The organism is Streptomyces sp. NPDC014623 (genome assembly GCF_043088245.1).
GTDB lineage: Bacteria > Actinomycetota > Actinomycetes > Streptomycetales > Streptomycetaceae > Streptomyces.
Genome location: NZ_JBIBZU010000009.1, coordinates 279,528 through 292,057 on the forward strand (window position 1 = coordinate 279,528; position 12,530 = coordinate 292,057).

Annotated in this window: 7 protein-coding genes and 1 pseudogene; 5 read left to right on the forward strand and 3 right to left on the reverse strand. The window is 73.1% G+C overall.

Annotated elements, in window-relative coordinates; all coding sequences use genetic code 11:
• Positions 1-323: 323 nt before the first annotated feature.
• Positions 324-2,435, forward strand: coding sequence for an asparagine synthase-related protein (locus tag ACF1FZ_RS17495; RefSeq protein ID WP_391774241.1), 2,112 nt, complete (start codon positions 324-326; stop codon positions 2,433-2,435).
• A gap of 174 nt (positions 2,436-2,609) precedes the next feature.
• A pseudogene (locus tag ACF1FZ_RS17500) lies at positions 2,610-2,939 on the forward strand (AfsR/SARP family transcriptional regulator); the annotation flags it as partial.
• Positions 2,940-3,051: 112 nt separating this feature from the next.
• Here ACF1FZ_RS17500 and ACF1FZ_RS17505 read toward each other — a convergent pair.
• Together ACF1FZ_RS17505 and ACF1FZ_RS17510 are read right to left on the reverse strand one after the other, a co-directional pair.
• A complete protein-coding gene (locus ACF1FZ_RS17505) occupies positions 3,052-5,181 on the reverse strand; it encodes a sigma-70 family RNA polymerase sigma factor (RefSeq protein WP_391774242.1) in 2,130 nt (709 codons plus the stop codon).
• 357 nt (positions 5,182-5,538) lie between these two features.
• The gene (locus ACF1FZ_RS17510; protein ID WP_391774243.1) at positions 5,539-6,342 is read right to left on the reverse strand and encodes a TetR/AcrR family transcriptional regulator; all 804 of its coding nucleotides are present in this window, start codon (positions 6,340-6,342) and stop codon (positions 5,539-5,541) included.
• Positions 6,343-6,680: 338 nt separating this feature from the next.
• Between ACF1FZ_RS17510 and ACF1FZ_RS17515 the strand changes: the two genes are divergently transcribed.
• Both ACF1FZ_RS17515 and ACF1FZ_RS17520 read left to right on the forward strand, forming a co-directional pair.
• On the forward strand, positions 6,681-8,114 hold the full coding sequence (locus ACF1FZ_RS17515) for an NAD(P)/FAD-dependent oxidoreductase (RefSeq protein ID WP_391774244.1): 1,434 nt from the start codon (positions 6,681-6,683) through the stop codon (positions 8,112-8,114).
• A 322-nt stretch (positions 8,115-8,436) separates the two neighbouring features.
• Positions 8,437-10,101 (forward strand): SpoIIE family protein phosphatase, encoded by a 1,665-nt coding sequence (locus ACF1FZ_RS17520; RefSeq protein ID WP_391774245.1) that lies wholly within the window; start codon positions 8,437-8,439, stop codon positions 10,099-10,101.
• Positions 10,102-10,135: 34 nt separating this feature from the next.
• Here the strand turns inward: ACF1FZ_RS17520 and ACF1FZ_RS17525 are convergent, their stop codons facing one another.
• A complete protein-coding gene (locus tag ACF1FZ_RS17525) occupies positions 10,136-11,434 on the reverse strand; it encodes an MFS transporter (protein WP_391774260.1) in 1,299 nt (432 codons plus the stop codon).
• 142 nt (positions 11,435-11,576) lie between these two features.
• Between ACF1FZ_RS17525 and ACF1FZ_RS17530 the strand changes: the two genes are divergently transcribed.
• The gene (locus ACF1FZ_RS17530; protein WP_391774246.1) at positions 11,577-12,134 is read left to right on the forward strand and encodes a MarR family winged helix-turn-helix transcriptional regulator; all 558 of its coding nucleotides are present in this window, start codon (positions 11,577-11,579) and stop codon (positions 12,132-12,134) included.
• Positions 12,135-12,530: the final 396 nt, after the last annotated feature.

A 12,530-nucleotide genomic window follows, 5' to 3' on the forward strand; every position in this document is an offset into this window, starting at 1 on the left:
GTTCCACCGCGTTCGAAAAATGGCCGGATGGCGCCGGTCGGGCAGGGCGTCACGAAGCCGCGCGGCCATGGCCGGATCGAGTCTGTTCCGGTGCTCCGCCGGGACGGGGCCCCGTCCGGTGACGGCCGCCGCAACTCCCGCACGGTCCACTTCCGTTGCCGGGGAATCCGCGGAACGGTGGTCAGGCCTCTGCCGGGGGCGCATGCGCATCCGGTGTGCGCCGCCCGTACCCCCTCCCGGGTGCCGTTGTCGTGGCAGCATGTCCCGCAACGGCGTTCCCGTGTCCTGGTACGCCGGTTCGTCCACAGCCCGTGGAGGCGGCGATGCGTTGGTTGGTGGGGTGGAGCAGTATCGCCGCGAGCTTCGGCACCGTGGGCGCGGTCGGCCACCACGGGGAGGGGCGCACCGTCCACCCGGTGGGGTCCCAGCTCCTGTGGGGGGACCCGGACCCGCTCTGGGCCGTGGGCGACTGGCGCCCCGACGAGATCCGCATCATCACGGTCGCGACCCCCGAAGGGGCGCCCACCACCCGCCTCGCCGTGCTCGGCTGCTGCGGGGCCACCGACGAACAGCTGCGCGTCGGGCTGCTGGCCGCCCGTGGCGGGGCGCTGCGCCACCTCACCGCCTGGCCCGGCAGTTACACGGCCGTCGTGCAGATCGGCCGCCGCATCACCGTCGCCGGGGACCTCGCCGGGGCCCGCCCCGTCTTCCACACCCCGTGGGCCAACGGCACCGCGTACGCCACCGCCGCCCTGCCGCTCGCCGACCTCATCGAGGCGCAGCTGGACATCGGTCACCTCGCCGCGCTGCTGGCGTGCCCCGAGACCCCGGAGGCCCTGGGTGACGGCACACCGTACGCGGGGGTGAAGCGGATCCCGCCCGGCCACGCGTTGATCCTCCGGGAGGGCTCGCGTGAGATCACCGGCTACGAGGCGGTGGCATCGCTCGCCGTGGCGGCCGCCCAGACCGATCCGGTGAGCGCCGTCGAAGGAGTGCGGGACGCGCTCGTCGAAGCCGTGCGCGCACGGCTCACGGCTCCGCGCCACGCCCCGGAAACCCTCCCGCCCGATCCGGGGCCCGTCCCCGGCATGGGACCCGCCGAACGCCGCGCGGCCCGTGGGGCACCCGTCCCCGGCATCGGCGCGGACCTGTCCGGCGGCAGTGCCTCCGCCACGCTCGCCCTGCTGGCAGCGGGACTTCCCGGACTGCCGGGCACCGTGCTGGGCCATGGCACGGGTGCGGGCGAACGGCTTCTCGCCGTCACGTTCAACGACCTCTCCGCACAGGGCCACGAGGACGAGCTGGAGCGCGCCCGGGTCATCGCGGCCAACCCCCGCCTGCACCACGTGGTCGTGGCGGCGGGCGAGGAGGCCCTGCCGTACGCGTCGCTGGGGAGCGGCCCCCTCACCGACGAGCCCGCCCCCTCCCTCGTCGTCGCCGAGCGCCACCGCCGGCGGCTGGCCGCGGGCAGCGCCGACCACTTCGTCGGTCACGGCGCCCGTCAGGTCCTGGACGCACACCCGGCACGGCTGGCCGATCTCCTCATGGACCGGCGCAGACGCCACCTCCTGCGCCCCGTCGCGGCGCTCGCCAGGGCCGAAGGGCCTTCCCCGCACTCCCTCTTCGTCCCCCTCGCCGTCTACCGGGCCGCCCGCCGGCTGGCCCGCACGTCGTACCGCACCGGGCTCGAAACGGCGGCGTCCCTGCTGCCCGAGGCGAATCGTGACGCCCCTCACCTCGACACACCGGCGGACGCGTCGCTCGCCTCCCTCGCCTGGTCCCGGCCCGGCCCCGCCGCCCGCTGGCTCACGGGGGAGGCGCTCGCGGAAGTATCGGTTCGTCTCCAGGAGGCGGCGATCCGGCCCGCGTCGGTCCAGCGCCCGGGGGAGGCCAGGGCGCGGGCGGCGCTGGCCCGCCACGCGGCCGACCAGCGGATCCTGGAGCAGGCCGCGGAGATCCGCAGCCAGCGGCTGCACGCCCCCTACCTCGACAACCAGGTCGTGCGGGCCGCCCGTGCCCTCCCGGAGTCGCTGCGGGTCCAGCCGGGCGCCCGGGCCGCGATCCTGCGCAGGGTCCTCGCGGGTGCCGGCATCCACGACCTGCCGCCCGGCTGGGGCGCCCCGTCGCAGGCCACCTCGACCGCGGCCGGACGCACCGGCCTGCGTACCGCCCTCCCGGAGCTGATCGCCCTCTTCGACGCCCCGCTGCTCGCCGACGCGGGACTGGTCGAGGCACGCGTCGTACGCAAGGCGCTGCGCGCGGCCTCCGAGGGCGAGCCCCTTCCCCTGGACGGCCTGGCCGAGCTGGCGTCCACGGAACTCTGGTTGCGTCGCCTGGTCACCCGCCGGGGCACCTGCTGGACCGGCACGGCCGCCCCGCGGCAACGGGCGGTCGCGGGCGGCGTCGTCCCGGCCCGCCGTACCCTGCAGGCGTAGGACCCGCGGCTGTTCGCAGCAGTGGGGTCCGCGGTTCCTGGCGGGGGCGGGCGTATTGCTGTCGGCAGACGTGAGGTCCGCCGCTCCCGGCAGGCGCGGGCGCGTCGGTTCCCCGGCGGCGTAGGCGCACCGCTTCCGTAACGGGCGGGCACCCGCCGGGACGCAATGGCCCCCGTGCGGTACCTCATCCTGGGCGTCACCGAGGCGCGGGACGAGCACGGCGACGTGCTGTCGGCCGGCGGCGCGCGGCTGCGCAGCCTGCTCGCCGCCCCCGCCCCTCGCGCGGGGCGCCCCGCCGCCGTCGCCACGCTCGTCGACGACGTGTGGACCGACGATCCACCGCGGGACGCCCCCGCCGCCCTCCAGTCCCTCGTCGGCCGGCTGCGGCGCGTCCTCGGACGGGAGGGCGGCGGGGCCCCGGGCGGCTACCGGCTCACCGCCGGATCCGACCACATCGACCTGTACGTCTTCGAACGGCTCGCCCGCCGGGGCGCCGCCGAGCTCTTCTGAGGTCCTCGGCTTCCTGACCGAGGTGGCGGAGGACCTCGGCGGGAGCTGAGGCGTGGCCGACGGGGATGCGAGAGCTGACGCGCGACGGGACGGGACGGCCGGGGACTCAGCGGCAGCTGATGCGCGCTTCGGCCCAGTCGGCCAGCGCGACCCCGCCCAGCGGTCCCGAGGGCTCCACCACGAGCCGGATCGTCCGCCGGCCCTCGATGCCGACGCTCACCGGTACGGCGGACTCACCACCCCGCAGTACGGGGGACTGCCACAGCCGCGCCCCGTCGCCGTCGTACACGGAGAAACGCACGGCGCCGAACCCCGCGGTCAGGTCGTCGACCCCGGCCATCGCGTCGTAGCGCGTGCACACCCGGTTGAGCTGCACGGCGACCGACGAGCGGGAGGGAGCGGTCACGCCGTGGGCGTACGGGGTGGAGGCGACCGACAACCCCTGGCGCTGCCAGAAGACGCCGCTGCTCCGGCCGAGCAGGATCTCGGGGCCGGTGTGATCACCGGTGACGGAGTACGCCAGCTCGTGCACCCGGTAGACGACCGGCGCGGGTGACGCGGGTTCTTCCGGGGCGGGTGCCGGCGTGCGTTCCGGAGGGACGGGTGCGGCCGACGGCTCCGGACCCGCCGTCGGCGTCGGTGGCGGTGTCGGTGCGGGACTCGGCGTCGGTGCCGGATCCGGCACCGCGGCGAGCGGCGGCCCGGGCACGGGTGAGGCGGGCGGAACCGGTGGCTGCGGGCTCGGCGTCGGCTCCAGCGGCGCGGGTGCGGGCGGCGCGGGTGCGGGCGGCGCGGGTGCGGGCGGGGCGGGTGCGGGCGGGGCGGGGACGGCGGGCGCCGCGGCCGGCGGCCCGGTCACCGGACGCGGCACCGGCCGGTCGTCGCCGGCCAGGGTCCACACGAGGCCGGCCGCGGTGGCCAGAGCCACCACTGCGGCGATCCCCGCCTTCAGCGGAACGCCGAGCCCTTCCGACCCGGCGGCACCGCCCGCTGCGCCTCCTCCGGAGGGCGCGCCTCCCGTGGCCGCGGCGGCGGCCCCCGTCGCCCCCGCCGCGCCACCGGCCACGAGGCCCGCCGCCTTGACGGAGTAACCGGCGGCGAACCAGCCGATGACGGCGACCGGGAGCAGGGCCGGAATGCCGTCGTTCACACGGTCCAGCTCACCGGCGGCGACCCGGCACCTCGCGCATTCGTCCAGATGCTTGCGCAGCCCGCGCTCGGCCCGGGTCCGCAGGCCGCCCCGGACGTGGGCGCCGAGCCGGCCGGCGTACTGCGCGCAGTCGCCGCCGGTGGTCAGCGACTGACTCACATGGGCCTGCAGATAGGCCTGCTTGAGCCCTTCACGGGCCCGGACGGCCAGGACCGCCGTGGCGTTGGCGGTCAGGCCGAACAGCGGGGCGACCTCGCTCGGTGACTCCTCCTCCACGGTGGTGTGCCACAACACGGCCTGCCAGCGCTCCGGCAGGCTGCGGAACGCCTGCACGGCCATCGACCGGTCCGCCTCGTGCATGGCCAGCACATCTGCGCCGAGATCGAGGGCTGCGGAGTCCGGCAGCCCGGCGGAACGAGTGGCCTGCGCGGCGAACACCGCGAAGTCGTCGACCAGGTGCTCGCGCTTCGCGCTCCTGGTCCAGGCGGCGGCGACATGCCGGACAGCGGTCATGAGGTAGGCCCGGACGGCTTCTTCAGGCCCCTTGCCGCCCCGCACCGCCTGCAGGGTCCGGGCGAACACCTCGGCCGTCAGGTCGTCGGCGGTGTGCGTATCCCGGCAGCAGGTACGCGCATAGCGGCGCACCGCCCCCGAATGGCGCCGGAACAGCTCCTCGTACGCCTGGTCGTCGCCCGCGCGCATGTTCTGGACCAACTGCGCGTCGGAGGGGCCGGGACCGGAGGATCCCGCGCGGCCTTCGCGTTGCGGAGGGACCGCGTGCGCGGTGTCGGTCTCCGCACCGGGCCCCGCCCGGACTCCGGCAACGGCGGACGCGGACGGCCACGGCCCCGGCAGCACGGTGCCGCCTTCCGCGAAGCGGTCCGGCTGCAGGGCCTCCCGGCCGTCTCCGGTGGAACCGTCCGGCTGTCCGGAGCCGTGATGGCCCGGTTGCGACAGCCGGCTCGGAGCCGGGCTCGGGACCCGCGCCGCTGACGGGCCGGCAGCCGCTGCTTCCGTGGCCCCGCCGCCCTCGCCCGCGGCAGCGATACCGCCGGCCGGTTCTTCCTGCTGTGCGTCACCGCTCATCGCGGAAGCCCCCGTATGCACCCTCGGACCCGAATAACGGGGGCAAGAGTGCCACAGAGCCCAGTGCGACGGGCCCGGTGCGGAAGCAACCACTCGTCCGGGGTGTCTTCCCCTGTTCAGGGGGCCTCACCTCACCCCTGAGAGAAAGGAGCAACGCCCCGGCCGCATACGGGCATCACCGGACACGGGCATCGAGTGGCCCAGGCCCCACCGCGCCCACGAGCGGGCCGGGCTCCCCTCGCGGGGCCCGGGACCACTCCCACGTCAGCGGGCCGCCCAGGTGCCCGGCTGACGGGACTCGCGCCCCCTGCCCGGCCCCCTGTGCAGTGGCTGCGGGACGCACCCGCGGTGCGGCCCCTATGCCGGGCGGGAGCGGAGGCCCTCCAGCAGGATGTCCAGCAGCCGTGCCGATGCGGCGGCCTGCTGGCCGGGGTCCGGCAGCGCCGGTGCCGCCGTGGCGATGACCAGCAGCACGTCGGCCACCGTCACGTCGCTCCGGAGCTCCCCCGACTCACGCGCCCGGCCCACCAGCCCGCCCACGACATCGAGCAGTTCGGCCACCCCCGGGTCGTCGTCGAATCCCTCCTCGTCGGCCGGACTCTGCCCGGACATCTGGGGCCCGGGCTGTTCCCCACCCTTCCGCTGGTGCGGGACGCGCCTCCCGCCGTCCGCCGCGCCCGGCTCTGCCCCCGGGGCCTGCTCCGCCCCGACGCGCAGCACCTGCGGCGGCAGCAGCCGCCCCGCGCCCGAGGCCACCGAGGTCCGCAGGAAGCGGGAGAGCGCCGACCACGGCTCTTCCTCCTGGCCGAGAGCCGAGCGCGCCTGATCGGTCAGCCGTGCGGTCTCCTCCTCGGCTATCCGGCGCACCAGCACGTCCTTGCTCGGAAAACGCCGGTAGACCGTGCCGACTCCGACCCGTGCGCGGCGCGCGACGTCCTCCATCGGCGCGCCGTAACCCGACTCGCCGAACACCTCACGTGCGGCGCGCAGGACGTGTTCGAGATTGCGCTGTGCGTCCACGCGGAGCGGCGCCGAGCGGGCGGAGCTGCCCGTCGCACCCACTGCCGCGACCGTACCCACCGCCCCGACGGAGCTCAGCCGCCCATGGTCCTCGGCCGAGGAGGCAGCAGCGCTCGGCCCATGCAAATCCTGAATATGCATAACTTCCCCCGTTATGACGTCTCCCCCCGGAGACTTCCCCGCCGTGTCAGCCGGCGTGCGGACCTCCGTACGAATCCGACACCCCGGCGCGATACGAACATAGTTGAGCCCGACTCAATTCAGAAGGGGGTAGTTCCGCACGGCGCGCCCCCCGATCGGAGCAAGGGCCGGGTGGACCCTGGTCCGCCCCCTGCGGGCTCGCTCTCCCGCCACATCTGACCTGCACAGCTGCGGGAACAGTGAGGGGCCGCGGGCCGCCGGGTGAACGCGGGGCTCCGGTCACACAATTTGCCGGGCCTGTGGACAAACACCGGACTCCGTTGCGTCATGGGATGGTGATGGCACCAGATTCCCGGGGGGCGTCCCCCGGCACCCGGCCCAGTGTGCGCATTCTCGTCGTCGGCGGCGGCTACGTCGGGATGTACACCGCGCTGCGTCTCCAGCGGAAGCTGCGGCAGAGACTGAAGAGCGGCGAGGCCGAGATCGTGGTGGTCACGCCCGACCCCTACATGACGTATCAGCCCTTCCTGCCCGAGGCCGCCGCCGGTTCGATCTCGCCGCGTCACGTGGTCGTCCCCTTGCGCCGGGTCCTGAAGAACTGCACGATCGTCATCGGTGAGGCGGAGCGGGTCGACCACGCCAAACGCACCGTGACGGTCACGACGCTCGCCACCGGAGAGGACGGCACCGGGGCCCTCGAGATCCCGTACGACGAGATCGTCCTCGCGCCCGGATCCGTCTCGCGCACGCTGCCGGTACCCGGTCTCGCCGACGTCGGCATCGGCTTCAAGACCGTCGAGGAAGCCATCGGCCTGCGTAACCACGTCATCGAACAGATGGACATCGCCTCCGCGACACGGGACCCCGCCCTTCGTGACGCGGCGCTCACCTTCGTCTTCGTCGGCGGCGGGTACGCGGGTGTGGAGGCGCTCGCGGAGCTCGAGGACATGGCCCGGTACACCTCGCGGTACTACCACAACATCAAGCCCTCGGACCTGAGGTGGATCCTGGTGGAAGCGACCGGCCGCATCCTGCCGGAGGTCGGCGAGACCATGGGCAGGTACGCCGTCGGGGAACTGCGGGGCCGCAACATCGACGTACGGCTCGACACCCGTCTGGAGACCTGCGAAGGCCGGGTCGCCGTGCTCAGCGACGGCTCACGCTTCCCGACCCGCACCCTGGTGTGGACCGCGGGAGTCAGACCCGCGCCGATCCTCGCCGCCACCGACCTGCCCCTCACGGAGCGCGGCCGCATCCGCTGCACCGCTACGCTCTCCGTCGAGGGGGCCGCGCACGCCTGGGCCGCCGGTGACGCGGCGGCCGTCCCGGACCTCACCTCGTCCGAGCCGGGCACCGAGACCGCGCCGAACGCCCAGCACGCGGTGCGCCAGGCCAAGGTCCTCGCGGACAACATCGTGGCCGCACTCGCCGGCAAGCCCGCCGAGGACTACCGGCACTCCTACGCCGGATCCGTCGCCTCGCTCGGCCTGCACAAAGGCGTCGCGCACGTCTACGGGCGCAAGCTCAAGGGATATCCGGCCTGGCTGATGCACCGCGTCTACCACCTCAGCCGCGTACCCACGTTCAACCGGAAGGCGCGTGTCCTTGCCGAGTGGACTCTGGCCGGGCTCTTCAAACGGGAGATCGTCTCCCTGGGTTCGCTCGAACACCCGCGCGCCGAATTCGCCCTCGCCGCGCGCGGACACGCTCATCCGGGGTTCCCCGAAGACACTCCGCCGAAGGGCGACGGGCCATCGGGCACGTCCGGCTGACCGGCAGTCACCCGCACACCGGGCACCTCCGGGAGCGGCAGCGGCCCAGCGGACGGACCGACTCCCGTACGGCAACTGTCAGTACGGTCGGTCACACTGGGCGTGTGACCATAGGTGGGCTCGCACCTGCACAGAGTTACCCGGCGGGCAGTCACCTGAAGTGACCGGCAGCGTCGGCCACCAGCACGAAGAGGCCCGGCTGCGCGTTACCGGGAACCAGACCCCGGCCCCCTGCCCGGCATGAGCGGGGGCCGGGTACAGCACCCGCACAAGAAGCAGCTCGCCCGAGCGGACCAGACCGACACACGAGGCCAGAAATTCCGTGAACTTCACGCGCTGGAGCGCCCGCCTTCCCGGAACGCAGCGCCGAGCCGCCGCGCGGGACGAACACAGTTCCGTACCCGCCGCCCGCGCCGAGTCCGTACGACCGAAGACCGCGGCCACGCCGCCGGACGACACCCCGGAACCCTCCGCCCCCGTGCCCTCCCTGGAAGCACTGCCGGCCCGCGAGCTCCTCGGCCGGCTCCCCGCTCCCGTCGCACTGCTCCACGGCCCCGAGCACCGCATCACCTACGTCAACGCGGCCTACACGGCGGCCTTCGGCCCACGCCCCTGCGGCGCGCCCGCGGCCGAGGCCATGCCCGAACTCACCGAGCTCAGCCTGCTGCCCCTCATGGACCAGGTCCTGCGCAGCGGCACCCCCCGCACGGTCAAGTCGCGCAAGGTCCGGTCCGGCAGCTCCTACACGGTGACCTGCACACCCGTCGGCCCCGGCGGTCCGGAAGGAGAGGAGGGGGAAGCGGGCGTCCTCGTCTACGCCACCGATGTCACCGACCACGCGGAGGCGGCGGAGCGGCTCCGGGCCAGTGAACGCCGCCACCGGGAAACGGCCGTCACCCTCCAGCGCTCGTTGCTCCCGCAGGAACTCGAACAGCCGGACGACCTGCGCATCGCCGCCACGTACCAGCCCGGCGGCAGGGACGCGGCGGTCGGCGGGGACTGGTACGACGTCATCACCCTGGGCGCCGGCCGCACCGCGCTCGTCATCGGCGACGTGATGGGACGCGGCGTGCGGGCCGCCGCCGTCATGGGGCAGCTGCGTACGGCTGTCCGCGCCTACGCCCGTCTCGACCTGCCGCCGCACGAGGTGCTCCAGCTCCTCGACGTGCTCGCGGCCGAGATCGACGCCAGCCAGATCGCCACCTGCGCCTACGCCGTCCACGACCCCAACGAGGGGCACCTCGTCCACGCCTCCGCCGGGCACCTCCCCATCCTCGTGCGCGACGAGGACGGCACGGTCCACCGGGCCGAGGAGCCGACGGGACCGCCGCTCGGCACGGGCGGCTGGGTCCACACCTCGGGGACGATTCCCCTGCCGCCCGGCTCCACGGCCGTGCTCTACACGGACGGCCTGGTCGAACGCCGCAGCGAGGACATCGACGAAGGCGTGGCCGCTCTGGAGCGCGCCCTGGCCGGTGCCAAGGGCTCACCGCAGGTCGTCTGCGACCGGCTCGTCCGTTCCCTGGGCGTCACCGCGGAGCACGACGACGACGTGGCGGTCCTCGTGGTCCAGCACCCCGCGCGTACGGGAACGAGCGCGGAGCTCTTCCACAACGCCTCGCTCGAACTGCTCGGTGGAATCGAGGCGGCGCCCAGGGCCCGTGCCTTCGCCACGGGCGTCCTGGCGTCCTGGCGATTCCCCATGGAACTCTGCGACCTGGGAGTGCTCGCCGTGAGCGAACTCGTGGCGAACTCCCTCCAGCACGGCACACCGCCCATGCGCCTCGGTCTGCGCCGGACCGACCGCCGCCTGGTCATCGAGGTGACGGACGGGGACGACCACCTGCCGCGCCGCCGCCGCGCGGAACCCGCCGACGAGACGGGACGCGGCATCTCCATCGTGGCGACCATCGCCTCGTCCTGGGGCAGCCGCCGCACCCCTGGGGGCGGCAAGGCGGTCTGGTGCGAATTCGCGCTGCCCGACTGACCTGTCTCGGCTGATCCGTCCCGGTCGGCCTGTGTCAGCGCACGACGGTGGGGGCAGCGGCCGGCTCGCTGTCCGGCAGCGACACGGCGACCACCCGGGACGGCACAGCCGCGAGCGACGGCTTGTCCTGTACGGGAGTGAGACGGCGGCCCAGTTTGAGCGCCAGCACGGTGATGCCCAGCGAGAACAGTACGAAGGTCACGATGTACGGCCCGTGCAGCGCCGCCCCCATGGGCCCGCCCACGGCAGGACCGACTGCCAGGGCCAGTTGCTTCACCAGGGCGAACGCCGAGTTGTACTGACCGACCATGGCTTCCGGCGCCAGATCGGCGACGAGCGGTGCCACCGTCGGCGACAACATCGCCTCGCCCAGCCCGAACAGGGCGTACGTCGAGATCATCGCGGCGGTCGCCATGGTCTGGCTGCCGTGTCCGAGGCCCGCGTATCCCGCCACGATCCAGGCGAAGGCCCAGATCAGACCGACCCACGCGATGACCCGGCTGCGCCGCTGGCGCTCCACGAGCCGGAGCACGACGAACTGCGCGACGACGATGACCGCCGTGTTGGCAGCCAGCGCGATGCCCAGGGTGGACGGATCGATTCCGGCGGCTTCGGTGCCATAGGCGGCGAGGCCGGACTCGAACTGCCCGTAGCAGGCGAAGAAGATCACGAAGCCCAGTACGCACAGCTGAACCATGGCCCTGTGGGAGAGCAGCACCCGCAGTCCCGCCTTGGGCGTCGCGCCCTCGGAGGGCACCGCCTCCGTGAGGGAGGCCGCCCGCGGCATGCGCACGGTGGCGGCGACCACGCCGAGCACCAGGAACATCGCCGCCTCGATGAGGAACAGGACGGTGAAGCTCGACGGGCGGTCCACGTCCACCAGCTGCCCGCCGACCAGCCCGCCGATGCCGAGCCCGAGGTTCTGCAGGAAGAACTGCATGGCGAAGGCACGGGTGCGGGTCGCGGAGCTGGAGCACCACACCAGCATCGTCGCCAACGCCGGCTGCATCACGGCGGTGCCCGCACCCAGGACGGCAGCCGAGAGCACGGCGGACACCACGCTGTCCGACATACCCAGAGCACAGGCGCCCACGGCTGCCGCAGCCGAGGCGACGATCAGTACGGGCAAGGGCCCGCGCCGGTCGATGGTCCGGCCGGTGAACGGCAGCACGGCCAACGCCGCCATGGCGAAGACAGCCAGCACGACACCTGCCGTACCGGCACCGAGATCCCGCACCTGCGCCACGTAGACGTACAGATACGGGACAGTGAATCCGAGGCCGAACGCGCTCAGCGCGCTTCCCAGCTGGATCCGCCGCAGCGCTGCACCCATCTCCCTGGTCACACTCACCTACCTCAAGACGTAAAGGACACTCAAGAACACAGACTCGTAGACTTTAGCACTAAAGTTAAAGTCTGAAGTCTTCACCTTGAAGGACTTCGAAGGCGATGGAGGGCGTGCGATACTGCCCGCCATGTCTGACACCACCGAGCAGCCCGAGCTCCAGGAGCCGAGCCTCGACGAGCAGATCGCGGCCTACCAGCGGGAGTTCCGGGACCTCGACCCACAGGTCGAACAGATCGTCTCCGCGCTGGGCCGGCTGAACCGACGGATGAACGTCGCCTACGGGAGGCAGGTCGCCGCCCTCGGCATCAGTAACGCCGAGTGGGAGGTCCTCAAGACGCTGGTCCTGTCCGGGACGCCGTACCGGCTGGGCCCGGGGGAGCTCGCCAAGCGCCTCGGGCTCACTCCCGCGGCGATGACCCACCGCATCGACCGCATGGCGGGCGAGGGCCTGGTCACCAGGGACCGGGACGAGAACAACCGGGTGCGCGTCATCGTCGAGCTGACCGACGAGGGCCGTGCGAAGTGGCTCGAGGCGATGCGGATGGCCACCACCTTCGAGGAGGACCTCCTCCAAGACCTCTCGGGGGACGAGCGCGGAGCGCTGGGCGAGATCCTGATCCGGCTCCTGCGCCGGGTGGAACACGAGCAGCCGGACGCCGGCGGCCGGCTCACCGACCTGGACTGAGAAGGCCGGGGCCGGGGTAAGGGTAGGAGTTGACACGTCTGGCCCGGCTCCGTAAGGTTCTTCGAGTTGTCACGGAGCCGGTACGGTTCCGCGGCAGCCGATCCCGCCGCGAATGCGGCAATCAACTCAGCACGATCTCCCACCGGGGACAATTTCGGCGTGTCGAAATTCAATTCGCAGGCTCGATTATGAGTCGCCGGGAGAATCCGCTAGAGTTTGAGCGTCGGAACGGCCCAAGGGTCGGGAAGGCAAATCCCGCTGACTGGGAATCAGGCCCGAAAGGATCTGATAGAGTCGGACTCGCCGGAAAGGGAAACGCGAAAGCGGGGAACCGGACGGCGGAAGAGCAGGAGCCCGTTTCGGCCGGGAATCGGACACGGAAGAGTCTGATAGAGT

Bases quoted from the DNA above. Each gene is read 5' to 3' on its own strand.
- ACF1FZ_RS17495 (WP_391774241.1), top strand. From the start codon at position 324: ATGCGTTGGTTGGTGGGGTGGAGCAGTATCGCCGCGAGCTTCGGCACC.
- ACF1FZ_RS17530 (WP_391774246.1), top strand. From the start codon at position 11,577: ATGTCTGACACCACCGAGCAGCCCGAGCTCCAGGAGCCGAGCCTCGAC.
- ACF1FZ_RS17510 (WP_391774243.1), bottom strand. From the start codon at position 6,342: ATGCATATTCAGGATTTGCATGGGCCGAGCGCTGCTGCCTCCTCGGCC.
- ACF1FZ_RS17505 (WP_391774242.1), bottom strand. From the start codon at position 5,181: ATGAGCGGTGACGCACAGCAGGAAGAACCGGCCGGCGGTATCGCTGCC.
- ACF1FZ_RS17515 (WP_391774244.1), top strand. From the start codon at position 6,681: ATGGCACCAGATTCCCGGGGGGCGTCCCCCGGCACCCGGCCCAGTGTG.
- ACF1FZ_RS17525 (WP_391774260.1), bottom strand. From the start codon at position 11,434: ATGGGTGCAGCGCTGCGGCGGATCCAGCTGGGAAGCGCGCTGAGCGCG.